Consider the following 24,228-nt stretch of genomic DNA (forward strand, 5'->3'; position numbering starts at 1 on the left):
CAAACGTTGCAGCGCCGATCGCTTGGTCAGCGGCTGTCCTCGGATGCAGACTCACTCAGATGCTGCAGCCGACCGACTGAGGCCGACTGATTGAAGCCCGTTATGTCCGATAGGACGATAGGCCGAAGGCCAGTCGGTCGATAACTACAGAACGGACGACATGCCGTCCTCTGCGTCTGTCTTGACCAATGCCGCTCGGTCGTTCTCTCAAGTCATGAACGGGATGAGACACCGAGGCTGCCCGCCATACGGTTGGGCCTCTCACCAGCAAAAGCGGCGCGGCCGAGATCGAGACGCTTGTGGCAGCGTTTAGAGATAGCCGAGGAAGTACGTGCTGGCCGCCAGCGTGGCACCGATGACGCATGAGGTCAGGACCATCGAAGGGCGCGACTCCGCCATCTGCTCCCGTTCCTGCGGCAGGAACCTGCGGCATGGAAGCCGGCGGGGCGGGGCGATCGGCTTCGGTGCGTGGATAATGGGCTTCACGTCAGGGCGCGCCGCGACCTCGACCGGGTCTGCCGCTGCGACACGGCAGAGGAGTGCGGGCGAGCCGACGCTTGGATCGAATCCGAAACCGTGGGGGAAGGCGGATTGTCCGCGCATAGGGTGGCTCCGAGCATTATCGAACCGTTAACGGCCAAAGCACGGTTGAGTTGCATCGAGCCGGCACGCAACGCCTCACTTGCCCCTTCTGCCAAGTGCCCGAATTTTCAAACGATTTTAATATGGTCGCGCTCGCCTGCGGACCTTTACGCGGGGCAAGGGCGTCCGCACAAAGGCCCGTCTTGATCCTGCATCCGGTCCCGGCCGCGTGCGATCCCTGGGGGAAACCGATGCTGAGAACCGATACCGTCCGCAAGATCCTGTCCTGGTACGAGGGCGAGACGCCCGGCCTGAAGTCCAACCTCTCGCGCCTCCTGATGCACGGGCGCCTGGCCGGTACCGGGCGCGTCGTCATCCTGCCGGTCGATCAGGGCTTCGAGCACGGGCCGGCCCGGTCCTTCGCGCCCAATCCGGCCGCCTACGATCCGCACTATCTCTACGAGCTCGCCATCGAGTCCGGCGTCTCCGGCTATGCGGCCCCTCTCGGCCTGCTCGAGCAGGGTGCCGACACGTTCGCCGGCGAAGTGCCGCTGATCCTGAAGCTCAACAGCGGCAACTCGCTGGCCGAGGGCGCGGGCGACCAGGCGCTGACGGGCACGGTGGAGGACGCGCTGCGCCTCGGCTGCGTCGGCGTCGGCTTCACGATCTATCCGGGCTCCGACAATGCCTACGGCATGATGGAGGAGCTGCGCGAGATCACCCTGCAGGCGAAATCGCGCGGTCTGATGACTGTGGTCTGGTCTTATCCGCGCGGCGGCAAGGTGACGAAGGCCGGCGAGACCGGCCTCGATATCATCGCCTACGCCGCACACATGGCCGCGCTGCTCGGCGCCACGATCATCAAGGTCAAGCTGCCGACCTCGCATGTCGATCTGGCCGACGCCAAGTCGACCTACGAGAAGAACGACATCCCGTCGGCCACCGCGGCCGACCGCGTGCGCCACATCATGCAGGCCTCGTTCGCGGGCAAGCGCATCGTCGTGTTCTCCGGCGGTGCCGCGAAGAACACCGAGGAACTGCTCGAGGAGGTCCGGGGCATCCGCGACGGCGGTGGCAATGGTTCGATCATCGGCCGCAACTCGTTCCAGCGCTCGAAGGCCGATGCGCTGAAGCTCCTGTCCGAGGTCATGGACCTCTACGCATGATCGGATCAGCCAGAAAAGAGCGGGGCGACGCGCGGCGTCGCCCCGCTCGAATGCCTTGCCGCGATGCCTTCGCATCGCTACTTGCCATGTGAGGATGCCCCAGGGCACCCGCGACCGGCGCCGCGTGTTCCCGAGCGAGGCGGTGCCAGGGCAAGGACGAGACGGTGACCGACATCCACGCCAAGACCGGCTCGACCGGCAAGACGGTCTCCCTGACCCGCAACGAAGACCTGGTGCTGACCGCGCTGCGCGGTGAAAGTGCGCCTCAGACGGCCTACCAGCTCCTCGACCGGCTGCGTGCCGACGGCATCAAGGCCCCGCTGCAAGTCTATCGCGCGCTGCGCTCGCTCGGCGACCGCCGCCTCGTGCATCGCCTCGAAAGCCTCAACGCCTTCGTTGCCTGCTGTCACGATCACGGCGAGGTCCGCCATTCCGCGGTCTTTGCGATCTGCGACCGCTGCGGCCGGGTGGACGAGTTCGCCGATACCCTCGTGGACGAGCAACTGGACGCGCTGGCCGGGCGGATGCGCTTTCGCATGGAACAGGCGGCGGTGGAGATCCGGGGCGTCTGCGGCGATTGCGCCGACGAGGCGGGCTCCGCGGTCGAGGGCTGAAGCGAATCGCCTGACCTCGTCGAAGGCGTTTGGCCGCGGGCGGCCCACTCTTTCCGGTTCCGCAGGATGGAATGAGATGAGTCGGACGGCAAGGGCACATCCGCAGATTTTTCTGCGCCGCCCTCTTGTCGGAGGCACCAGTCCTTCCAGAGGGCGTCTTCCCTGTGCAAGCCTTTGCAAGGATTTCGAGCCCGCTTCTCCGACGATGCAATGGCGCTAAATCATGGTTTCCATTTGGTTATCTTGCAACGATCCATTTGAAGAACCCGTCTTGATGCCGCTTCGACAGGACAAGGGCATCAACAACTACCCAAACGATCGGCCTTCCCTTTTCGGATGTAGAAGCTGCAACTTCAGACCATCTTGTGGTTGCATTGTCACTTCCTTTCCGCCCCTGTCAAACTTCGTGATCGAACCCATCGAGCCGGAAGAAAATCATTGAAAATCAAGTAGTTGGATTAAGGCACGCAGAGCTTCCGCTTTAAGGCGTGCTTAACCTTGCCCGATTATCTATCCCTTCGAACGCCATGACCGGCAGCCGGCCTTGTTGCCAAGCTGCCACAGGGCGGTCGGTATCGGGTTTGACGCCATTGCTTCGGTAGGGGTCCAGACCCTAAATCGCACTAACCCCGGACGAACCGGGTCCGTCATTCGGGGTTTCGGTCCCGGTAGAACAAATGTCGCAGCGCGACACTGGAGTATCATCATGAAGCGTTTCGCCCTCCTCCTGGCTTCGGCCGCTTTCGTCACCCCCGCTTTCGCTGCCGACGTCGTCTATGAAGAGCCGGCAGCTCCCGTCGTCGCGCTGGCGCCCGCCTACTCCTGGACCGGCTTCTACATCGGTGGCCAGGCTGGCGTTGCGTTCAACAACGACGCAGGCGACGTGAACTACAACTCGAACACCGGCGCGTTCTCCACGACCGCGTTCTCGGGCGGTTCGAGCAACAGCGACGACGCAGCCTTCATCGGCGGCGTGCACATCGGCTACGACTACCAGATCAACAACTTCCTGATCGGTGCCGTTGCCGACATCAACTACATCGACGCTTCGTCGACCTCGACCTACTCGATCACCTCGGCTCCGGGCGTCGTCGACAACTTCGGCATCTCGCAGGACATCAACTTCGTCGGCACCGTCCGTGCGAAGCTCGGCGTCACCGCTGACCGCTTCGCCGTCTACGCGACGGGTGGTCTGGCCTATGCCGACACCGACACCGAATACTTCGCGCCGGGCACGCTGGCCGCGACGAACGGCTTCGTGCCGACCGTCAACTCCGACTCGAACGACGTCGGCTACGCCGTCGGCGCCGGCGTCGACTACCTCGTCACGCCGAACCTCTCGCTCGGCCTCGAGTACCTCTACACGGACCTCGGCGACTCCGACACGAAGGTCACCTACACCAACGGTCTGACCCAGACCTCGTTCGACGCCACGTCGAACGACAGCCTGGACTTCCACACGGTGTGGGCCAAGGCTTCGTTCCGCTTCAACTAAGAAGCGGTTCGCGGGTCGGTCGGCAACGACCAGCCGCACAGCCATCGAAACCCGTCGCAGCGAGAGCTGCGGCGGGTTTCGTCGTTTGAGGGGCCGAGCCGAACCCTACCTCCGCGAGGAGGCGCATCATGCCGCAGGGGCCCCGTCGTATCGGGGCGCGGCGTTGGTCCGGCTCGCACACCATGCCGTCGATGACGGTCGAGAGGTGAGGGGTCGTCGAACGAAAAGGCCCTCGGCGCGGGGTTGCGCCGAGGGCCTGACGGATGAGCGAGGACGCGCGAAGCGCCGGAGGAGCGTGCGCTCAGGCGAGCGGCGGCAGGCCGAGATCGGCGCGGCGCGGCAGATCGGCACCGCGGCGCGAGCAGGTGATGGCGGCGGCGCGCACCGCGAACTGCAGGAGTTCGGTCAGGGCCGTCTCGTCAAGCGCGGCGACGTTCGACGCCGACAGGCGACCATCCTCGTAGAGCTTGGCGAGGAGCGAGGCCTGGAACGTGTCGCCCGCGCCCACCGTATCGGCCACCGCAATGGCCTGTCCGGGCACGCGAACCGAAACGCCGCCGCGCGTCAGCGCCAGCGCGCCGTTCTCCCCGAGCGTCACCACCGCCAGCGACGCGCCGGCCGAGATCCAGTCCGCCAGCACCGTCTCCACCGCGCGGCCCGGCTGCACCTGCTCCAGATCCTCCTCGCTCGCCTTCACCAGCGACGCGAAGGGGATCGTCGCGCCGATGCGCGAGCGCCAGATGTCGAGATCGGGCTCGATCGAGGCGCGGATGTTCGGATCGTAGGAGATGAAGCGGCGACCATGCTCCTGCGCGACCAGCTTGGCGAGCGCGCTGGCGGTCGGCTCGGTCACCGTCGAATAGGAGGCGAGGTGGATGGCCGCGAGTTCGGCCGGAAATTCGGCGGGCACTTCCGATGGTTCGATCGAGCGGTCGGCCGTCCCGTCGATGTAGAAATTGTACTGGGGCGTTCCGGCGCCCGAAAGCGAGACCATGGCGAGGGTCGTGTTGCGATCGGTATCGATGAGGAAGCGGGTGTCGATGCCCTCGCGCTCCATGAAGCCGCGAATGCGCCGCCCGAACGGATCGCCCGAGATCTTGGTGAAGAAGCCGGCCTTGTGGCCGAGCCGCGCCAGACCCAGCGCCACGTTGAGCGGCGAACCGCCGACGCGTCCGCTCAGCGCGATCGAGGCGATGTCGGCGTCCTCGCCGCCGGCGAACAGATCGAAGAGGGCATCGCCGCAGCTGAGGAACATCGAAGGTCTCCGCAAGGGCCCGGTAATGGGCCGTCACCCTCCGGGCTAGCAAAAAACCGCCGGGCAGGGAATGGCGGCGATGCGGCGATCAACCGGTGAGCGAGAGGCTGCCGAATGCCGGGATCTTCACGGTCATGCGAAACGGGTCGAGCCCGGCCACGAGCCCGAGCAGGTTGACCTCGAAGCCGCTGCGCTCGCCGATCCTGAGGCCCGCATAGCCGAACAGCGAGAGGCTGAGTTCGTGGCCTTCGCGATCGAGATCAATGATCCGCCCGTCCACCGGAAAGTCGCGCCCGACGGCCGCCGGCGGCAGCACGGCGCCGAGGGCCGGAACCTGCCGCAGGACGTGGGCGACGAAGCTGTTGGAGTTCGGGCCGGGAAAGATACGGTAGCCGCCGCGCGCCGCGAACGGATAGTCGGCGATCGCTGCTTCCACCGCCGGGATGGCCGAGGTGGCGGCATCGCCGTGGAGCGCGGCCACGAGGCGCGGCTCGTTCGAATACCAGCGGCCGTCCGCCGGATAGCCGTTGCGCCGGATCGGCGAACCCCAGCCGACCTTGTCGAAGCGCTCGTAGCGGTCCGCGCCTGCGCGCTTCAGGACGATCCAGGAATGCTCCGCGAGCGCCCCCTTGAGGCCGCCGGTTCGCGCCGCCAGCACGTAGACCGCCGCCGCGCGATCGTCGGCTGCGGTCGGCAACAGCGCGGCGGAACTCCAGTCGGCGTCGCGCCACGAGCCGGGATGGCTGCCGAGCGCATAGAGCAGCGCGGCAAGTGCCGCCGGCAGGAGATAGACGACCGCGATGACGAGGAAGAAGGCGCGCAGGAAACGGCTCATGAGATCCGGGACAGGGGGGAAGCGGGATGGTAGATCGGCCGGACCGCGGCCACCGACGATCTAGGCCGCCAAACCGGCGGGAATTGAGACCGATGGCACAGGATCTCGTGATCGAAGTGACGCGGGGCGATGCGGTGGAAAGCCGGCATCGCGCGCGCCTCGCCGTGGTGGACGGCGCAGGGCGAACGGTGATCGAACGAGGTGACACGCTGGCCCTCGTCTTTCCGCGCTCGGCGGTGAAGGTGTTCCAGGCGATCCCCCTCATCGAGACCGGCGCGGCCGAGCGCTTCGGCTTCGGGGAAAGGGACCTGTCGCTCGCCTGCGCCTCGCATTCGGGCGAGGCCGGACACGTGGCGCTTGCCGCCGATCTTCTGGGCCGCGCCGGGCTCGGTGAGGCCGATCTCGAATGCGGCTGTCACTGGCCGTTCGACCAGCCGGTGGCGCTGGCGCTGGCGCGCGGTGGCGGCGAGCCTTCGCAACTTCACAACAATTGCTCGGGCAAGCATGCCGGTTTCCTCTGCACCGCCGTCCATGCGGGCGAGGCGACGCGCGGCTATGTCGGTGCGACGCATCCGGTGCAGGAGCGCGGGCGCGAGGTCATCGCCGATCTCACCGGCACGGCGGTCGGCGAGACGACGCCCGAAGGCATCGACGGCTGCTCGATCCCGACCTATGCGGCGCCCCTGCGCGGCTTCGCCGCCGGCTTCGCCAAGCTCGCTTCGGGGCAGGGCACCGGGCCGCTGCGCGCGGCGGCGGGGCGGCGGTTGATGGCGGCCTGCATGGCCGAGCCCTGGTTCATGGCGGGCACGAAGCGGGCCTGCGTCGCGCTGATGGAGGCCGCGCCCGGCCGCGTCTTCGCCAAGACCGGGGCGGAAGGGGTGTTCTGCGGCGCGGTGCCGGAACTCGGCCTCGGCTTTGCGCTGAAGATCGACGACGGCGCGACGCGCGCCTCGGAAGCGCTGGTCGCGGCGACGCTGGCGAACGTCCTGCGCCCTCACGACGGCGCGCTGGCCGAACGCTACGAGGCCATGGCCCGGCGCCCGATCCGCAACTGGCACCGCACGGTGACGGGCGAGGTCCGCGTCGGCGGCCTCGCCTGAACCGTCACGACCGATCAGCTGTCGGATGCCGCCCGCGAGCGCGGCGCCCGGCGCCGGGAGGGCCGGGCCGCCGGCTTGGCGACAACCGCGACCGGTGCGTCCTTGGGATCCGTGGCCTTCAACCGGATGCGGATCATGCCGCCCGGCGTCTTCTCGATGTCGAAGATGCCGACGGCGCGCACGAAGTCGCTGAGCTTGCGCTGACCGTAGGTGCGGGGATCGAAGTCCGAGAAGAGGTTGAGGAGCTGCTTGCCGAACGTGCCGAGCGGCACCCAGCCGTCTTCGGTCTCCATCAGGTCCATGACCTGCTGCAGCATCGGCACGGCGGCGGTGGACTTGTCGGCCACCGGGCGCCCCTCCGGCGAGCCGCCGGGCAGGAGGTTTTCGGTGTAGATGAAGCGCCGGCAGGCCTGACGGAAGCTCTCGGGCGTCTTCTGCTCGCCGAAGCCGTAGACGTCGAGGCCGTTCTCGCGGATGCGCGCGGCCAGCCGCGTGAAGTCGCTGTCGGAGGAGACGATGCAGAAGCCGTCGAAGCGGCCGGAATGCATCAGGTCCATCGCGTCGATGACGAGCGCGATGTCGGAGGCGTTCTTGCCGGTGACATAGGCGAACTGCTGCTGCGGGATGATCGCGTGCTTCGACAGGCAGTCGGCCCAGCCCTTCGAGCGGGTGGAGGAGAAGTCGCCGTAGATGCGGCGCACGCTGGCCTCGCCGATCGCCGCGATCTCCTGGAAGAGACCGTCCGCGATGCGGGCCGAGGCGTTGTCGGCATCGATGAGGACGGCGAGGCGGGGAGATCGGACGTCGCTCATGAAGCTCTCGGGTCTGCGTTCGAGGGAGGGGCGATAGGCGGGTTCTGAATATCGTGCGAGCCGGGGCGCGGGGTCGCTGAACGCGGCCATGGCCGGCGGATTTTCCGCGACCGGGGGTTTGGGCGCGGGCGCCGGGGCGGCCACGGGAGCCGGAGCCGTCTCGACCGGTGTCGGCGCAGCCCTGGCGGGCGCCTGAGCGGCGGCGCGAGCCGCGGGCGGGCGGGCCGGACGGGCGGTTGTCGCCTCGCCGGGCTCGGCCGTGGTGGATTCAGAGGGAGCCGGAGCCTTGGCGGGCACCGCGGTGCTGGCGGTGTCGGGTGACGTCGATGATGCTGGCGCAGGCGCGTGCGGACGCGGCGCGGCGGGTGCGGCCTTCGCCGGCTGCGGCTTGGCCGAAGCGGCGGCCTCGGCCGTCGTGGCGGCGCGCGGCCTGGCGGCGGCGGGCTTCGCGTCGCCGGCCTTCGCATCGCCGTTCCGGGCCTGCCCGGTCTTCGCGGCGGCGGGCCTGGCGCCGGCGGGTTTGGCGGGCGCGGGCTTGGTGGCCGGGGGAGCCTTGGCCGGCTCGGCGGCGGGCGCCGCGTCGGGCGTCGGGGCGTCGGGCGCGTTCGCCTCGTCGCCGGTGGGGATGTTGAGGAAGGCGGGCGCTTGGCCCTCGCCCCAGCTTCGGTTCATAGCCATTTCTTGTGCCGGAAGAAGAGGAGGGGAAGCAGCGCCGACAACACCATGACGCCGATCGCCATGGGGTAGCCGAACCGCCACGTGAGTTCGGGCATGTGGGTGAAGTTCATGCCGTAAATGGAGGCGACCAGCGTCGGCGGCATGAAGCCGACGGCGGCCACCGAGAAGATCTTGATGATGGCGTTCTGTTCGATCGAGATCATGCCGACCGTGGTGTCGAGGAGGAACGTCGTCTTGTTCGACAGAAAGGACACGAAGTCGTTGAGCGAGGCGACGTCGCGCGCCATCGCCTTCACCCGCAGCTTCTGCTCCTTCTGCGGCTTGCGCCGGTCGAGCACGAACTGAAGATAGGGCAGGAGACGGTCGAGGGTCGCCAGACTCTCGCGTGTGCGCGAGGAGAGATCGCCGGCCGCGCCGATGCGCTTGAGAAGCTGCTGGAAATCGGCCGTGGGCGTCGGGGTCTTGTCGTCGGAGGAGCGGAAGATGTCGGTGCCGATCCGGTCGAGGTCGGCGGCGATGGCCTCGAGCATGTCGGCGACGCGATCGATGACGGTTTCGAGCAGGCCGATGGCGATCGAATCGGCGGTCGGGCCCTTCATGCGCGAGGGCTTGGGCGGAGCCGGCGGCGGGCCGTAATGGTCGCGGCTCGGCAGGAAATAGCCCTTGGCGGCCTCGGCGCTGCCGTTGCCGTCGCGGCAGAGCTTGGTGGCGAAGATCTGGAACGAGCGCGGATCGGTGTAGCGCAGGGTGATCAGCCGGTTCTGCACGAGGATGAAGGTGACCGGGCCGAAATCCGGCTTGCCCTCGTCGAGCCCGTAGACGAGCGAGGCCGTCATGAAGTCGCCGCCGTCCTCGGAGTAGAGCCGGCTCGACACCTCGATCTCGCGCATTTCCTCGCGCGTCGGCACCTCGATGCCGCACAATTCCTCGACGGCCTTCTCCTCGTCGCGCGTCGGGTTGCGCAGATCCAGCCACACGGCTTCGGGCGGCACCTCGTCGGGGCGCACCGCCGCGTATCGACGGACCTGGGAACCGAAGACCGTGTAGGCGTCGATCATGAAGCGTCATCCCTGCCGCGGCGGCGCGCCGAACTGCAACGGGACGGTGCCGAACGGGCGCGCGGCCCGGACACGACGCCGTCCTGGCGCAGGGTGAAGCGCGGGGAGCCCCGGAATGCAAGTCCGATTTCGGCGGGCGGGGCCGGGGAGGGGGCCGCAGTGGCGTTCGGGACCCCGGAAAGCGGAAGGCGTCACCCATCGATCGCGGCAAGGGATGGCGCGCTGTCTTGCGACGTCAGACGAACTGCGAGAGCGCCGGCACCGAGGAGATCGCGCGGTTCACCGTGTCGTCGCTCGCCGAGGCTTTCGAATAGGCCACGAGTTCTTCCGCCACGGTGCGGATCTGGCCCATGTCAAGCCCGAGGCCCATGAGCTTGGCGCCGAGCGCCATGATGCCGCCGCCGCCGAAATCGGTGTCGCCGACGCGCCCGATCGCATCGCTGGCGCCGGGCGTGCCGCCGATCATCTCCTCGACGGCCGGGTCGGAGCTTTCCTCGCGCATGTAGGCGAGGATGTAGCCGACCGACTGCTGGGCGGTGTCCGGCTCGATCTCGGCGGAGGAGGCGATCCGGTTCAGAAGTTCGTTCATGGCAGAGGCAAGTCCTGTCGGGCACGGCGCTGGAAGGCCGGCCAAGGTCGGGTGGCCCGAGCATGGCAAGACTTCGGGCGCCGCGCAATCGGGCCCGCCGCGCCGATTGCATCGCCGGGAAACGGCGCCGCTCTATGTTGGACATGTCGAGGGGCAAGGAGGGCGAGCATGCTGGAACAGGGGAAGATCTTTCTCGGCGCGGTGCCGGCGGGCGAGGCCGGCGGCACCGCGACCGGCGAATACCTCGATCTCGCCTTCGCCAACCGCCACGGACTGGTGACCGGGGCCACCGGCACCGGCAAGACCGTGACGCTGCAGGTTCTGGCGGAAGGCTTCTCGGAGGCCGGCGTTCCCGTCTTCTGCGCCGACATCAAGGGCGATCTCGCAGGCATTTCGGCGCGCGGCGAGCCGAAGGACTTTCTCCTGCGCCGTGCCGCGGAGGTCGGGCTGGAGCCCTATTACAACGACTTCTATCCGACGATCTTCTACGACCTCTTCGGCGAACAGGGCCATCCCGTCCGCACCACCGTCTCGGAGATGGGACCGCTCCTCCTCTCGCGCCTTCTCGACCTGACGGAGGCGCAGGAGGGCGTCCTCAACATCGCCTTCAAGATCGCCGACGAGGACGGGCTGCTGCTGCTCGACCTCAAGGACCTGCAGGCGATGCTCGCCCATCTCCTCGACAATGCCGAGGAGATCTCGCGGCTTTACGGCAATGTCGCCAAGGCTTCCGTCGGCGCGATCCAGCGCCAGCTTCTGGTGCTCGACACGCAAGGGGCCTCGCATTTCTTCGGCGAGCCGGCGCTCGATCTCGCCGACATTATGCGCGTCGACCGCGAGGGTCGCGGCGTCGTGAGCGTGCTGGCCGCCGACCGGCTGATGCGCGCGCCGCGCCTTTACGCCACCTTCCTGCTCTGGCTCTTGTCCGAGCTCTTCGAGACACTGCCGGAAGTCGGCGACCTCGACAAGCCCAAGCTCGTCTTCGTCTTCGACGAGGCGCATCTCCTGTTCGACGATGCGCCGAAGGCGCTGGTGGATCGCGTCGAGCAGGTGGTGCGCCTGATCCGCTCCAAGGGCGTCGGCGTCTATTTCGTCACCCAGAACCCGCTCGACCTGCCGGAAAAGGTGCTGGCGCAGCTCGGCAACCGGGTCCAGCACGCGCTGCGGGCCTATTCGCCGCGCGAGCAGAAGGCGGTGCGCGTCGCCGCAGAGACGTTCCGCGCCAATCCCGCCTTCGACAGCGCCGAGGCGATCACCCAGCTCGGCGTCGGCGAGGCGCTGGTCTCGGTGCTCGGCAAGGACGGCGTGCCGACGATGGTGGCGCGCACGCTGATCCGGCCGCCTGCCGCGCGCCTCGGGCCCATCAGCCCTGAGGAGCGCGTCGAAACCATGCGTCGAAGCCCCATCGCGGGGCGTTACGACACCGCCGTCGATCGCGAGTCGGCCTATGAGCTGTTGAACGGACGCGCCGAGGCCGAGCTTCAGCGCGAAGCCGAAGTGCGGAAAGCCGCCGACGACGCCAAGGCCGCGCGCCAGAGCGAAGCGGCGCGCCGGGCCGAGGCGGCGGAAGCCCGGCGCACGGCGCCTCGGGTGAGCGAGAGCCCCGGACCTTGGGGGCGGGGCGGCGACGAGGGCGACGAGCGGGATGCCGACCAGCCTGCGCCGCGCCGCGCGCCGGCCCGCAGACCGGCGGCCAGCGGATACCAGCGCCAGACCGTGGCCGAGACCGTGATGAAACAGGTCGGTCGCACCGTCGCCTCGACCGTCACCAACGCGATCGTGCGGGGCATCCTCGGCTCGTTCAAACGCGGGCGATGAGAGTTGGAGAGTGAACGGGAGGTCGCAGGCACGCCGGCGGCTTCCTATCTTACCCCTGACTGAAACCTCTCGGGATCGACGCCTTCGATGAAATCGGGTCTTGCAGCCTTCCTGCTTTGGCTCTGCTGCCTCATGGGCATCTGCGGCCTGCATCGCTTCTATCTCGGGCGCCCGCTGACGGGCCTTCTCTGGCTGCTGACCTTTGGCCTGTTCGGTATCGGCCAGTTGATCGACCTCTTCCTCCTGCCTTCGATGATCCGGCAGGAGAACCTGGAGCGTCGCATCGACCGGATGGAAGCGGCGCGCCTTCGTTGATTGTTGGCCGTTGCCGGACAGCGGCTGCAGCCGGGCGGCGGACGATGACCCGCCGCCCGGCTTGATCGTCAATCCTTCAGGAGCGCGGCCGGATCCCAGCCCGCCGCCGCCAAACGTTCGCTGGATGGCGTGGGGTCTGTGAGCATCAGGGCATGGAGCGCAGGCGTCCGGTCGCCCTTACCGAGCCCGAGCGCGGCGACGACCCGCCCGCCCTTCACGTAGAAGGCGGTGTAGGAATTGCCGTCGAGGTCGCCCTCGATATGAACCTCGTCGAAGCCCTTGGCATGGCCGAGATAGGCGAGGCGGCCTTGCTGGGCCGTCCAGAAGAAGGGCACGCCGCGGAAGGGCTCGGTGCTGCCGAGCATGGCCTGCGCGGCATGGCGCCCGTGCTGCTCGGCCAGCCGCCAATGCTCGATGCGGGCGCGCTCATGGCGCCCGTGAAGCGGAAATTCGGCGATGTCGCCGCCGGCATAGAGGCCATTCGCGACGCGCAAGGTCTCATCCGTGACGACGCCCCGCCCGTTCGTCTCGACGCCGGACAGAAGTCCCGTGCGCGGCGCCGCGCCCACCGCTGCGAGGACGAGATCGGTTGCGATCCGCTCGCCGCCCGCCAGCCGGACGGCCACGACGCGCCCGTCTTCGGCCTCCAGCGTCTCGATCTCGGTCCCCGTGCGCACGTCGACGCCCTTGGCACGATGCGTCTTCAGGAGCTGCGTTGCCACCGCCTCGCCGAACTGCTTGGCGAAGGGCAGGGGATCACGCGACAGGACGGTGACGCTCTTGCCCTGCGCCGTCAGGCTGGCGGCCGCTTCCATGCCGATGAAGCCGGAGCCGATCACCGCGACGCGGCTCGCCGTTTCCAGTGCGGCCTTCAAGGCACGGGCATCCGCGTGGTCGCGCAACTGCAGGACGTTGGAACATTCGGCGTTGGCGAGCGTCAGCGGTGCGGCGTCGCTGCCGGGCGCGGCGAAGCAGCGGTCGTAGGCAAGGGTGCTGCCGTCCGCAAGCTGCAGGGTCTTGGCGGCGGCATCGATGCGCTCGACGGTTCTAGCGTCGAGTTCGATTCCGAGCGCCTCCAGCCGCTCGCGCGGCAGAAGCGGCAGATCCTCGTCCTTCTTCTTGCCCGAGAGATAGGTCTTCGACAGGTCGGTCCGGTCGTAGGGCGGCTCGCCTTCCGGCGTGAAGAGGACGATCCGGCCGGCAAAGCCGCCGCGAACCAGCTCTTCGGCGCAGGCAAGGCCCGCCGCGCCGCCGCCGACGATGGAGAAGACCGCCTCGCCGCCGCGCTCGCGCGCCTCGGGCGCGGGGTCGGGCATGTGCGGTCCGTCGCCCTCGCGAATCTCGACCAGCACGCGCCCGCCCTCGACGCTGGCGGCGAAGCGGTTGAGGCAGCCCTTGCCGGGCGGCTGGAGATGGGCGCCATCCTCGAGATCGAAGACCGCATGGTGCCACGGGCAGATCACGCGGTTGCCGACGCGCTGGCCGTTCTTCAGCGGGGCGCCCTTGTGGGTGCAGGTCGCGCCGGTGGCGAGCACGCGGTCGCCATCGCGCGCAAGCAGGATCTTGAGATCGCCGACCGCGACCTCCGTCAGCCCGTCCGCGGGAAGGGCGTCGAGCGCGATGACATCGTGTTTCATAGGATGGGGTTCCGTTCGTCCTGTTGGAACCCGAACGGATCGAAGATTGGAGCGGTTCCAGAAACCCTCGGCGGCCTGCGGCCTCTGCGGCAAAGCGACCGACAGGCCCAACGAAAGCGGGCGGAACCCGAAGGTCCCGCCCGCTGGCAGTCATACAAGTGGAAGGCCGTCAGGCGACGCCGTTGCCCTGGTTGACGATCACCGTCGCGCCCGAGGCGGCCCGATTGTAGAGGTCGATGATGTCGTGGTTCATGAAGCGAACGCAGCCCGACGAAACGGCCTTGCCGATCGTCCAGTATTCCGGCGTTCCGTGGAGGCGGTAGAGCGTGTCCTCGCCGTTCTGGAAGAGGTAGAGCGCGCGGGCGCCGAGCGGGTTCTTAAGGCCGGGATCCATGCCGACGCCGCGCAGCGGCTCCAGCTCGGGCTGACGGTCGATCATCTCGTTGGGCGGGGTCCAGCGCGGCCATTCGCGCTTGAACTGGACGCGGGCGCGCCCGTCCCAGGCGAAACCGTCGCGGCCGATGCCGACGCCGTAGCGCATCGCCGTGCCGCCGGGCTCGATCAGGTAGGCGAAGCGGGTGGGCGTATCGATGATGATCGTGCCGGGCGTTTCCGGGCCGACATAGGTAACCTGCCGGCGCAGGAATTGCATGGGCACGCGGCGGAAGTCGATGCCGGGAATGAGGAAGCCGTTGTCCTCGATCGGACCGTAGGCCGCGGCATATTCGGGCGTGATGCCGCGCGGCAGCGGCTCGCCGCCCGAGAACGGCGTGAGGCTCGCGACGCGGGCTCGCGAGTCCGAGGCGCAGCCGGTCAAGACGGCGGTGGCGCCAAGGCCGAGGCCCATGAGGAGTTTGCGGCGGGTCAAGCCGCCGGAGGAAATGGGGTTCGTCATCATCCAGCCATGGAAGGTCAAACGGGCCGCGCTCCTTATGGTGGAGCTTTGCGGGGATCCGCCCGATAGGGGAACATGCTGCGACAACGCGCGCGAGCCCCGTTCGTTCCGGGTCGGCGCGGTGCGGCCGTCAGCATCGCTTACGACCCATTGCGGCGCCGATGTGTTGGCCGGGGCGCCGCTGCGCCGAACACGCTCGATCCCGGTCATTCGCCTGGTTTCGCGTGGCCGGGATGTGACAGGCGCGGCATGAGATCCTATACCGGCGGCGACCGCCGGCCGTCTTGATCCGAGGCCGGCACCCGGAAGGAGTTCGGCCTCGATGGCAACCGCATTCTCGCGCACCTTCACCTATTTCGACGGCGAATGGCTGGAGGGCAATCCCGGCCTCGTCGGTCCGCGCTCGCACGTGTTCTGGCTGGGCTCGTCGGTCTTCGACGGCGCGCGCTGGTTCGAGGGCCTGAGCCCCGATCTCGACCGGCATGCCGCCCGCGTCAACCGCTCGGCGCTGGCGCTCGGTCTCGAGCCGACGATGGCGCCCGAGGAGATCGTGCGCCTGACGCATGAGGGCCTCGCCAAGTTCGACGGCGAAACCGCGGTCTACATCCGGCCGATGTACTGGGCCGAGGACGGCGGCTACATGGGCGTGCCCGCCGACCCCGAGACGACCCGCTTCTGCCTCTGCCTCTACGAATCGCCGATGATTCCGGCCGCCGGCTTCTCGCTGAGCGTCTCGCCCTTCCGGCGCCCGACTCCCGAATCGATGCCGACGCTCGCCAAGGCCGGCTGCCTCTATCCCAACAATGCCCGCGCCATCCGCGAGGCCGTCTCGCGCGGCTTCGACAATGCGCTCGTGCGCGACATGATCGGCAACGTGGCGGAGACCGGCACCTCGAACATCTTCCTCGCCAGGGACGGCGTGGTGATGACGCCGGTGCCGAACGGCTCGTTCCTCGACGGCATCACCCGCCAGCGCGTCATCGCGCTCTTGCGGGCCGACGGGGTGGAGGTGGTGGAGCGCTCGCTCGGCGTCGCCGACTTCGCGGCGGCCGACGAGATCTTCTCCACCGGCAACCATTCGAAGGTCGTGCCGGTCACGCGGTTCGAGGATCGCTCGCTGAAGGCCGGGCCGATCTTCGAGCGGGCCCGCGAACTCTACTGGCGGTTCGCGCGGGAGGCGGGAAAAAGTCCGGCTTGAGGCGGTTTTGCGGCATGCGCGGCTGACAACAGCCGAAAACGGCCCTAGCTAAGGGCCCGGTTCCAACAGCCCGGCCCGGTTGCAACGGCTTGGCCCGGTTTCAACAACCCGGCATCCGCGTCGCCGACGCCGCCGGGTTGCAACACGAAGGAGACAACCATGGCCTTCACGCTCCCCGAGCTGCCCTACGCCTACGACGCGCTTCAGCCCTACATGTCGAAGGAGACGCTGGAGTACCATCACGACAAGCACCACCAGGCCTATGTCGACATGGGCAACAAGCTGGCCACCGAGGCCGGCCTCGGCGACGCCTCGCTCGAAGACGTGGTGACGCAGTCCTTCGGCAAGAATCAGCCGCTCTTCAACAATGCCGGCCAGCACTACAACCACATCCATTTCTGGAAGTGGATGAAGCCGAACGGCGGCGGCACGGCGCTTCCGGGCAAGCTGCAGACCGCGTTCGACAGCGATCTGGGCGGCTACGCCAAGTTCCGCACCGACTTCGTGGAAGCGGGCAAGGGCCAGTTCGGCTCGGGCTGGGCCTGGGTCGCGGTGAAGGACGGCAAGCTTCAGATCATGAAGACGCCGAACGGCGAGAACCCGCTCGTCCACGGCGCCAAGCCGATCCTCGGCGTCGATGTGTGGGAACATTCCTATTACATCGACTATCGCAACGCGCGGCCGAAGTACCTGGAAGCGTTCGTCGACAACCTGATCAACTGGGACTACGTGCTCGAACGCTACGAGGCGGCGCAGGGCTGAACGGCCCCACCCCTCGATGATCGATCCGCCCCGTCGCATCGCAGGATGCGGCGGGGTTTTTCGTTGGCCTTTGGCGACGCTTCGGTGACACCGCGCTTTGGCGATGGACAGGACGGTTGCAACCGGATCAATCTGTGGTCTGGAATCGTTCCAAGCGGACCGCACCGGAGGAAACCGTCGCCATGCATTCGATCGCCCGACCGCTCGCCCTCGTTCTCGCGCTGGCGCTTCCCGCCGTGGCGCTCGGTACCGCCTCGGCGCAGAATACCGACGTCATCGCCCAGCGCCAGCAGTTGATGAAGAACAACGGCAAGGCCGCCAAGGCCGCGAACGCGCTGATCAAGGGAGAGACGCCCTTCGACGCCGCCGCGGCGCTACAGGTCTTTCAGGTGATGAACGACGACGGCAAGAAGTTCGCAACGCTCTTCCCCGAGGATTCCAAGACCGGGGGCAAGACCGAAGCCTCGCCGGCGATCTGGGAGAAGCCGGCCGAGTTCAAGGCGGCGAACGACAAGTTCATTGCCGATACGCAGGCCGGCATCGATGCCAAGCCCGCCGATGTGGACGCCTTCAAGGCCGCCTTCACCAAGGTCGCCGCCAACTGCCAGAGCTGCCACCAGCAGTTCCGCGCCAAGGACTAAGGCGATCGTCGGCCCGGGGACCCAACCGTGATCCGTCGCCTCGCGATCGGCCTCGTCTCGCTCGCCGTGCTCGGCGGCGTCGGCTTCTTTGGGCTGACGCTGCCCAGCCGCCTTCCGGCGGAGGCGGTGGCGGCGGAAGGCAGCGGCGATGCCGTGCGGGGCGAGCGGATCTTCTGGGCCGGCGGCTGCGCCTCCTGCCATGCCCCCGCCGGGGCGGACGGCGAGGGGCTCCTGCAACTTGGTGGCGGCGCGCCGCTGGTAACGAAGTTCGGCACGTTCCACGCGCCCAACATCTCCCCGGACCGTGGGCACGGGATCGGCGCCTGGACGCTCACGGACTTCGCCAATGCCATGCAGCGCGGCGTGACGCCGGAGGGCGAGCCGCTCTATCCGGCGTTCCCCTACACGTCCTATGCGCGCATGACTGCCGGTGACGTCGCCGATCTTCACGCCTATCTCGGCACGTTGCCGGCGGTCGCCACGGACGCGCCGGCCAACGAACTCGACTTCCCCTTCAACATCCGGCGCGGCGTCGCGCTCTGGCAGCGGGCCTTCCTGGACCCCGCGCCCGTGGTGGCCCTGCCGGCGGATGCCTCCGAGCTGGTGAACCGCGGGCAGTATCTGGTGGAAGGTCCCGGCCATTGCGGCGAGTGCCACACGCCGCGGCAGTTCGGGGGGCTCGGCGGGCTCGATCACGCGAACTGGCTGGCCGGCGGTCCCGCCCCGGAAGGACGCGGGCGCATTCCCAACATCACGCCGGGCGGCGCGATCGCGGATTGGTCAGAGGGCGACATCGCCACCTATCTCGAAACCGGCTTCACGCCGGACTTCGACAGCGTCGGCGGATCGATGGTCGAGGTCCAGCACAACATGGCCAAGCTGCCGGCGGAGGATCGACAGGCGATCGCCGCCTATCTGAAGGCCGTGCCGGCGGTGGCGGACATGGCGGAGGATGGAGCTGCGGCGAACTGAAGGTTGGCCGCAGCTGATGTGGATTGCTGGATGAGGGGCGGCGGCGTGTCGCCCCTCATCGTTCGCCTGGGCGCTTCTCCCCGGAGGGGAGAAGCTTGGCAGCGTCGACCGCGATTTCCCTTCCTGAGCCGCGTCAGCCCTTCGGCAGAGCGGTGAGGCCCATCAGCTTCAAGGCGAAGGCGTAGATCATCGCGACCTCGTCGAGCTTGGCGAAGCGGCCGGAGGCGCCGCCGTGGCCGGCGCCCATGTTGGTGCGCAGGATCACCGGATTGTCGTCGGTCTTGCGCTCGCGCAGCCGCGCCACCCATTTCGCCGGTTCCCAATAGGTCACGCGCGGATCGGTCAGGCCCGCGAGCGCCAGGATCGGCGGATAGCGCTGCGCGGTCACGTTGTCGTAGGGGCTGTAGCTGGCGATGGTGGCGTAGTCCGCCGGGGAGGCGATCGGGTTGCCCCATTCCGGCCATTCGGGCGGCGTCAGCGGCAGCGTGTCGTCGAGCATCGTGTTGATGACGTCGACGAAGGGCACCACCGCGATGATGCCGCCGAACTTCTCGGGCGCCATGTTCGCCACCGCGCCCATCAGCATGCCGCCGGCCGAGCCGCCCTGCGCCACGATGCGCGGATAGCTGGTGAACTTCTCGGCCACGAGGTTGTCGGCCACCGCGATGAAGTCGGTGAACGTATTGCGCTTGTGCTCGCGCCGGCCGGCCTCGTACCAGCGGAACCCCTTGTCCTTGCCGCCGCGAATGTGCGCGATGGCCCAGACGAAACCGCGATCCACCAGCGACAGGCAGTTGGTGTTGAACGAGGCGGGGATGGTGATGCCGTAGGAGCCGTAGCCGTAGAGCATGCAGGGCGCCGAGCCGTCGAGCGGCGTGTCCTTGCGGTAAACGATCGAGACGGGAATGGTCTCGCCGTCGGCCGCCGGCGCGAGGATGCGGCGCGTGACGTAGTCGGCGGGATCGTGGCCGGAGGGGACTTCCTGCGTCTTCAGGAGGCGGCGCTCGCGCGTCTCCACATTGTAGTCGAAGGTCTGGTTCGGCGTTGTCAGCGACGAATAGGAGAAACGGATCTCGTCGGTGTCGTATTCGTAGGTGCCGCCGAGGCCGAGCGAATAGGCCTCCTCGTCGAAGGCGACGACATGCTCGACGCCGTCGAGCAGGCGCTTCACGACGATGCGCGGCAGGCCGTTGCGGCGCTCCAGCCAGATCAGGTGGCGCTTGAGCACGAGATGGCCGAGCAGCAGGCGCCCGTCCTCGTGCGGAACGAGGTCGGTCCAGTGGGCGCGTTCGGGCGAGATCGCGGGGGCCGTCACGATCTTGAAGTCGCGGGCGCCGTCGGCATTGGTGAGGATGTAGAGGGTGCCGTCGCCCTCGTCGACATCGTACTCGACGCCGGTCTCGCGCGGGGCGACGAGGCGCGGGGCGGCACTCGGGTCGCCGGCCGGGATCAGCCAAGCTTCCGAGGTCTCATGGTCGTGGATGTCGACGACGATGTAATCGCCGGACTGGGTGGAGCCGACGCCCATGAAGAAGCCGGTGTCGCCCTCCTCGTAGATCAGGCGGTCGTCCGCCGTCGCGGTGCCGAGCACGTGGTAGAAGACCTCGGCGGGGCGATGGTTGTCGTCGAGCCTCGTGTAGAAGAAGCCGGTCGAGTTCGCGTCCCACTCGACGCCGCCGCTGGTGTTCTCGATCCGCTCGGCGCGGTCCTCGCCGGTCGCGAGATCGCGCAGCGTGACCGTGTAGAATTCCGAGCCCTTGTCGTCGTAGGACCAGGCGAGCTTGGCATGGTCGGGCGAGTGCTCGACGCCGCCGAGCGAGAAGTAGTCGATGCCCTCGGCTTCGCGTTCCGCGTCGAGGATGACGCTCTCCTCGCCGCCTTCTCGCGGCCGGCGCACGAAGCGCGGATATTCAGCGCCATGGCGGTAGGAGACGCCGTAGGCGAAGGGCCCGTCCGGCGCGGGCACGGAGCTGTCGTCTTCCTTGATGCGGGCGCGCATCTCGGCGATAAGCGCCGCCTTCAGAGGGTCGAGATCGCCGAGCGCCGCATCGGCATAGGCGTTCTCGGCGTCGAGATGAGCGCGGATCGCGGGTTCGAGCAGGCTCGTGTCCTTGAACATCGCCTGCCAGTTCCCGGCACGCAGCCAGCCGTAGTCGTCGGTACGGGCGATGCCGTGGCGCGTGTCGTCGACAGGCCGACGGTCGGCGTGCGGCGGCAGGGAGGTCGGCTTCGGCAGGGCGTCGTTCATCCGGCGTGTCCGTTCGGGTCTCGTGTTGTCGAAGATGCCCGCCCTCGCGATGCCGATGCCGGCATCGCGAGGGGAGGCGGTGTCATGGGGGAGAGGGATGGACTCGGGCGCCCGCGATGTCGAGAGCGACGCGGCTCGCCGTCACGTTCGCGTGCGTCGCACCATCCGCCAATCCCGTCCCACCGGGAGGCATCGGCGGTCCTTCCGCAGATGGGACCTGTCGCTCGCCGACTCAAGCCGGAAACCGACGTCTTCATCGCTCCAGACCCGCCCGGCAGCGCGGTTCCCGCCTTGAAACATAGCGCTTGCGCCATAGGGTAAAGGCTGGGATGCAGAAGGGGGCGACGGCCTGCCGCACGAAGGGGATTGCAGGACCGGATGATCAGCCTGTCGAACGGATTTCTGTTTCTCGCGCTTGCCCTTCCGTTCATCGGGGCTCTCTTCGCACCGGTCTCCATCATTCTCCTCGGACGGCTCGGCTCGCTCGTGCTCGCCCTGTTCCCGATCTCCGCGCTCGCGATCTTCTTCCAGCAGAGCGCGCAGGTGCAGAGCCGCGTTCCCATCCTCTTCGGCTTCGACTGGATTCCCGCCTTCGGCGTGCGCCTCGCCTTCCGCCTCGACGGCCTAAGCTTCGGCTTCGCCTTCCTCATCCTGTCGATCGGCGCGCTCGTCGTGCTCTATTCCGGCGGCTACATGCCGAAGGGCTCGCGGCGCGGGCGGTTCTTCGCCTTCATCCTCATGTTCATGGGCTCGATGCTCGGGCTCGTCCTCGCCGACGATCTGATCACGCTCTTCGTCTTCTGGGAGCTGACCTCGATCACCTCCTTCCTGCTCATCGGCTTCGACCATGAGCGCGAGGCGGCGCGGCGCGGCGCGATCCAGGCACTGGTGATCACCGGCGGCGGCGGGCTCGCGCTGCTGGCGGGGCTGCTGCTCATCCGCGAGGCCACCGGCTTCACCTCGATGAGCCAGCTTCTCGAAGCGCCCGACGCGCTGCGCACGAGCGCGATCTACGGCCCGGCGCTGCTTCTCGTCCTGGCGGGCGCCTTTACCAAGTCGGCACAGATGCCGTTCCACGTCTGGCTGCCGAACGCGATGGAGGCGCCGACCCCCGTCTCGGCCTATCTCCACTCCGCCACGATGGTGAAGGCCGGCATCTACCTGCTCATGCGCATGTTCCCCGTGCTCGGCGGCACCATGCTGTGGGAGACGATCCTGCCGTTCTTCGGCGGCGTGACGCTGGTGGTCGGCGCCTTCCTGGCGATCCGGCAGAGCGACATCAAGCTGATGCTCGCCTATACGACCGTCGCCTCGCTCGGCCTCCTCGTCATGCTTCTCGGCATCGGCTCGGAGCTCGCGATCGAGGCAGCCGTGCTCTACCTCTTCGCCCATTCGCTGGCCAAGGCCTGCCTCTTCATGGTGGCCGGCTCGATCGATCACGGCGCCGGCACGCGCGACATCCGCGCCCTTGGTGGCCTCGCCCGCAAGATGCCCGTCACCTTCGCCGCCGCGCTTCTGGGGGCCGCCGCGATGGGCGGCCTGCCGCCGCTCTTCGGCTTCCTGGCGAAGGAAGAGGTCTATGCGGCCACGGCGACGCTGGACGCCACCGGCATCCTCACCACCTCGGCAGCGCTCATCGGAAACGCGTTGATGTTCGCGGTGGCGCTGATGGTGGCGATCAAGCCGTTCACCGGCCCGCTGCCGTCGGGGCTTCGGCGCGCCCACGAGCCGGGCGTGCTCGTCTGGATCGGGCCGCTCATCCTCGGGATCGTCGGCCTCCTCGCCGCGATCTTCTCGCGCACCACGCACCAGTTCATCTCCAACCCGATGTCGCCGCCGGATCCCTCCGGCGCGCTCGCGGTCGACATCGCGCTCGGCTTCCATCTCGGCCCGGCGCTCATCCTGTCGGTGATCACGGTGGCGGCCGGCATCGTGCTCTTCCTCAACGCCCAGCGGATGCGCACGTTCGTCGCCTCGACGCTGCGCAGCATCGGCTGGGGGCCGGACAAGGGCTTCGACCAGCTGATGCGCGCCCTCGTCACCGGCTCGTTCCGTCTGACCAACCGCCTGCAGCCGGGACGGCTCGACGTCTACATGCGCGTCACCTTCGGCGTGATCGTCGCCACCGTCTGGATCACCATGGTCTGGACGGGCTCGCTGCCGAGCATGCCGGCCATGCCGCGCCTGTTCTTCTACGAGTGGGCCGTCATCGGCATCATCGTCCTCGGCGTCTTCATCGTGGTGATGGCCAACAGCCGCCTGACGGCGATCGTCTCGCTGGGCATCCAGGGCCTTGCGGTGGCGCTTCTCTTCATGCTGCTCGGCGCGCCCGATCTCTCCTTCACCCAGTTCATGGTGGAGATCCTGTCGGTCGCGATCCTCGCCCTCGTGATGACGCGCCTGCGCCTGATGCCGGCCGACCGGCGGCCGCTGCGCAAGATCGTGCCGGAGGCCATTCTCGCCACCGCCGGCGGCGCCGGGCTTGCGCTCTTCCTCCTGTCGATCACGCAGCGCGCCTTCGACCCGACGATCTCCGACTTCTTCACGCGCTACAGCTATACGATCGCCCACGGCCGCAACATCGTGAACGTCATCCTCGTCGACTTCCGCGGCGTCGACACGATGGGCGAGATCGCTGTGGTGCTGACCACGGGCGCCGCGATCCTCGCGCTGGTGCGCATCCGCGCTGCCAAGCCCGACGTGCGCCATTCCCGCAAGCGACGCCGGCGGTCCGGGGAGCTGCATTCATGAGAACGCTGATCTTCCGCGTCACCGCGCCGTATCTGACGGCGCTGATGCTGCTCTTCTCGCTCTTCGTGCTTCTGCGAGGCCACAACGAGCCGGGCGGCGGCTTCATCGGCGGGCTGATCGCCTCCTCGGCCATCGCCGTCTACGGCATGGCCTGCGGGGTCGACGCGGTGCGCCGCGCGTTGCACTTCCACCCGATCGGCTTTGCCGGTTTCGGCCTGATCATGGCGGTGGTCGCCGGCTTCCTGCCGGTCTTCGCCAGTTCCCAGTTCATGACCGGCCTCTGGCTGTTCATCAACATCGCGGGAAGCGAGATCGCCCTGTCGACGACACTGCTCTTCGACGTCGGCGTCTATCTGGTGATCGTCGGTGCCATCTCCGCCATCGCCCTGTCGCTCGAGGAGCGCTACTCTGGATGAGCGAAGCCTGACATGAACATCGCATTGTCGTTTCTCGTCGGGATCATGTTCTCGGTCACGATCTACCTGCTCCTGTCGCGCTACATCATCCGCATGCTGCTCGGCGTGGTGCTGCTCGGGAACTCCGTCAACCTGTCGCTCTTCGTCGCCGGCCGCATCGGCCCGATCGCGCCGCCGCTGATCCCCAACGACCTGCAGGTGCCGCCGCAGGCGGTCGCCAACCCGTTTCCGCAAGCGCTCATCCTGACCGCGATCGTCATCTCCTTCTCGTTCTTCGTGTTCCTGCTGGTGCTGACCTACCGCACCTATCAGGACCTCGAGACCGACGACACGAACGAGATGCGCGTCGCCGAACCCGAGGACGAGGGGCTGCCGCCCCTCGGCTACTAGA

21 protein-coding genes are annotated in these 24,228 nt (G+C 68.0%); 13 read left to right on the forward strand and 8 right to left on the reverse strand.

The genetic code is table 11. The features are described 5' to 3' along the window. Positions 1-833 precede the first annotated feature (833 nt). The 3 genes from AUL33_RS11605 (at position 834) to AUL33_RS11615 (ending at position 3,857) form a co-directional block, all read left to right on the forward strand. A complete protein-coding gene (locus AUL33_RS11605) occupies positions 834-1,748 on the forward strand; it encodes a class I fructose-bisphosphate aldolase (protein WP_062207791.1) in 915 nt (304 codons plus the stop codon). Between the two features lie 164 nt (positions 1,749-1,912). Further along, positions 1,913-2,362 (forward strand): Fur family transcriptional regulator, encoded by a 450-nt coding sequence (locus tag AUL33_RS11610; protein WP_280137811.1) that lies wholly within the window; start codon positions 1,913-1,915, stop codon positions 2,360-2,362. A gap of 706 nt (positions 2,363-3,068) precedes the next feature. Further along, entirely contained in the window at positions 3,069-3,857 is a 789-nt protein-coding gene (locus AUL33_RS11615) for an outer membrane protein (protein ID WP_062207794.1), read from the forward strand. 301 nt (positions 3,858-4,158) lie between these two features. Here the strand turns inward: AUL33_RS11615 and AUL33_RS11620 are convergent, their stop codons facing one another. Both AUL33_RS11620 and AUL33_RS11625 read right to left on the reverse strand, forming a co-directional pair. After that, on the reverse strand, positions 4,159-5,112 hold the full coding sequence (locus AUL33_RS11620; protein WP_062207797.1) for a carbohydrate kinase: 954 nt from the start codon (positions 5,110-5,112) through the stop codon (positions 4,159-4,161). 88 nt (positions 5,113-5,200) lie between these two features. After that, the gene (locus AUL33_RS11625; RefSeq protein ID WP_062207800.1) at positions 5,201-5,947 is read right to left on the reverse strand and encodes a DUF3750 domain-containing protein; all 747 of its coding nucleotides are present in this window, start codon (positions 5,945-5,947) and stop codon (positions 5,201-5,203) included. A gap of 92 nt (positions 5,948-6,039) precedes the next feature. Here AUL33_RS11625 and AUL33_RS11630 point away from each other — a divergent pair, with 92 nt between their 5' ends. Continuing rightward, a complete protein-coding gene (locus AUL33_RS11630; RefSeq protein WP_062207802.1) occupies positions 6,040-7,047 on the forward strand; it encodes an asparaginase in 1,008 nt (335 codons plus the stop codon). 14 nt (positions 7,048-7,061) lie between these two features. Here AUL33_RS11630 and AUL33_RS11635 read toward each other — a convergent pair whose 3' ends face one another. The 3 genes from AUL33_RS11635 to AUL33_RS11645 all read right to left on the reverse strand — a co-directional run bounded on the left by AUL33_RS11635 (position 7,062) and on the right by AUL33_RS11645 (position 10,184). Further along, complete coding sequence (locus AUL33_RS11635; protein WP_062208262.1) at positions 7,062-7,859, reverse strand: NYN domain-containing protein; 798 nt, start codon at positions 7,857-7,859, stop codon at positions 7,062-7,064. Between the two features lie 668 nt (positions 7,860-8,527). Next, positions 8,528-9,595, reverse strand: a complete 1,068-nt coding sequence (locus AUL33_RS11640) for a magnesium transporter CorA family protein (RefSeq protein ID WP_062207805.1) — start codon at positions 9,593-9,595, stop codon at positions 8,528-8,530. Positions 9,596-9,830: 235 nt separating this feature from the next. Continuing rightward, positions 9,831-10,184 carry a hypothetical protein gene (locus AUL33_RS11645; protein ID WP_062207808.1) on the reverse strand — a complete coding sequence of 118 codons (354 nt, stop codon included), beginning with the start codon at positions 10,182-10,184 and terminating at the stop codon, positions 9,831-9,833. Positions 10,185-10,352: 168 nt separating this feature from the next. Between AUL33_RS11645 and AUL33_RS11650 the strand changes: the two genes are divergently transcribed. Continuing rightward, positions 10,353-12,002, forward strand: a complete 1,650-nt coding sequence (locus tag AUL33_RS11650; RefSeq protein WP_062207811.1) for a helicase HerA-like domain-containing protein — start codon at positions 10,353-10,355, stop codon at positions 12,000-12,002. A gap of 87 nt (positions 12,003-12,089) precedes the next feature. Next, on the forward strand, positions 12,090-12,317 hold the full coding sequence (locus AUL33_RS11655) for a TM2 domain-containing protein (RefSeq protein ID WP_062207814.1): 228 nt from the start codon (positions 12,090-12,092) through the stop codon (positions 12,315-12,317). Between the two features lie 68 nt (positions 12,318-12,385). On the opposite strand, the gene AUL33_RS11660 is transcribed toward AUL33_RS11655, so the two are convergent. Then, positions 12,386-13,954: an FAD-dependent oxidoreductase gene (locus AUL33_RS11660; RefSeq protein WP_156419382.1), complete on the reverse strand. Its 1,569-nt coding sequence runs from the start codon at positions 13,952-13,954 to the stop codon at positions 12,386-12,388. Positions 13,955-14,123: 169 nt separating this feature from the next. Continuing rightward, on the reverse strand, positions 14,124-14,870 hold the full coding sequence (locus tag AUL33_RS11665) for a L,D-transpeptidase (RefSeq protein ID WP_306302794.1): 747 nt from the start codon (positions 14,868-14,870) through the stop codon (positions 14,124-14,126). 301 nt (positions 14,871-15,171) lie between these two features. On the opposite strand from AUL33_RS11665, the gene AUL33_RS11670 reads away from it, so the two are divergent. From AUL33_RS11670 to AUL33_RS11685, 4 genes are all read left to right on the forward strand, one after another. After that, the gene (locus tag AUL33_RS11670) at positions 15,172-16,047 is read left to right on the forward strand and encodes a branched-chain amino acid aminotransferase (protein WP_062207817.1); all 876 of its coding nucleotides are present in this window, start codon (positions 15,172-15,174) and stop codon (positions 16,045-16,047) included. A 159-nt stretch (positions 16,048-16,206) separates the two neighbouring features. Beyond that, positions 16,207-16,809, forward strand: a complete 603-nt coding sequence (locus AUL33_RS11675) for a superoxide dismutase (RefSeq protein ID WP_062207820.1) — start codon at positions 16,207-16,209, stop codon at positions 16,807-16,809. A 182-nt stretch (positions 16,810-16,991) separates the two neighbouring features. Beyond that, on the forward strand, positions 16,992-17,450 hold the full coding sequence (locus AUL33_RS11680; RefSeq protein ID WP_062207823.1) for a cytochrome c: 459 nt from the start codon (positions 16,992-16,994) through the stop codon (positions 17,448-17,450). A 27-nt stretch (positions 17,451-17,477) separates the two neighbouring features. Continuing rightward, complete coding sequence (locus tag AUL33_RS11685; protein ID WP_202815301.1) at positions 17,478-18,422, forward strand: cytochrome c; 945 nt, start codon at positions 17,478-17,480, stop codon at positions 18,420-18,422. A gap of 133 nt (positions 18,423-18,555) precedes the next feature. Here AUL33_RS11685 and AUL33_RS11690 read toward each other — a convergent pair whose 3' ends face one another. Then, complete coding sequence (locus tag AUL33_RS11690) at positions 18,556-20,670, reverse strand: S9 family peptidase (RefSeq protein WP_062207826.1); 2,115 nt, start codon at positions 20,668-20,670, stop codon at positions 18,556-18,558. Positions 20,671-21,048: 378 nt separating this feature from the next. On the opposite strand from AUL33_RS11690, the gene AUL33_RS11695 reads away from it, so the two are divergent. From AUL33_RS11695 to AUL33_RS11705, 3 genes are read left to right on the forward strand one after another with little or no spacing between them, the layout of a single operon-like run. Continuing rightward, a complete protein-coding gene (locus AUL33_RS11695; RefSeq protein WP_062207829.1) occupies positions 21,049-23,421 on the forward strand; it encodes a putative monovalent cation/H+ antiporter subunit A in 2,373 nt (790 codons plus the stop codon). Beyond that, positions 23,418-23,837, forward strand: a complete 420-nt coding sequence (locus AUL33_RS11700; RefSeq protein WP_062207832.1) for an MnhB domain-containing protein — start codon at positions 23,418-23,420, stop codon at positions 23,835-23,837. The genes AUL33_RS11695 and AUL33_RS11700 overlap by 4 nt, the downstream gene beginning before the upstream one ends. Before the next feature lie 12 nt (positions 23,838-23,849). Next, positions 23,850-24,227: a Na+/H+ antiporter subunit C gene (locus AUL33_RS11705; RefSeq protein ID WP_062207835.1), complete on the forward strand. Its 378-nt coding sequence runs from the start codon at positions 23,850-23,852 to the stop codon at positions 24,225-24,227. Position 24,228 lies beyond the last annotated feature (1 nt).

The organism is Aureimonas sp. AU12, from assembly GCF_001463705.1.
In the GTDB taxonomy this organism is placed as follows: Bacteria; Pseudomonadota; Alphaproteobacteria; order Rhizobiales; family Rhizobiaceae; genus Aureimonas.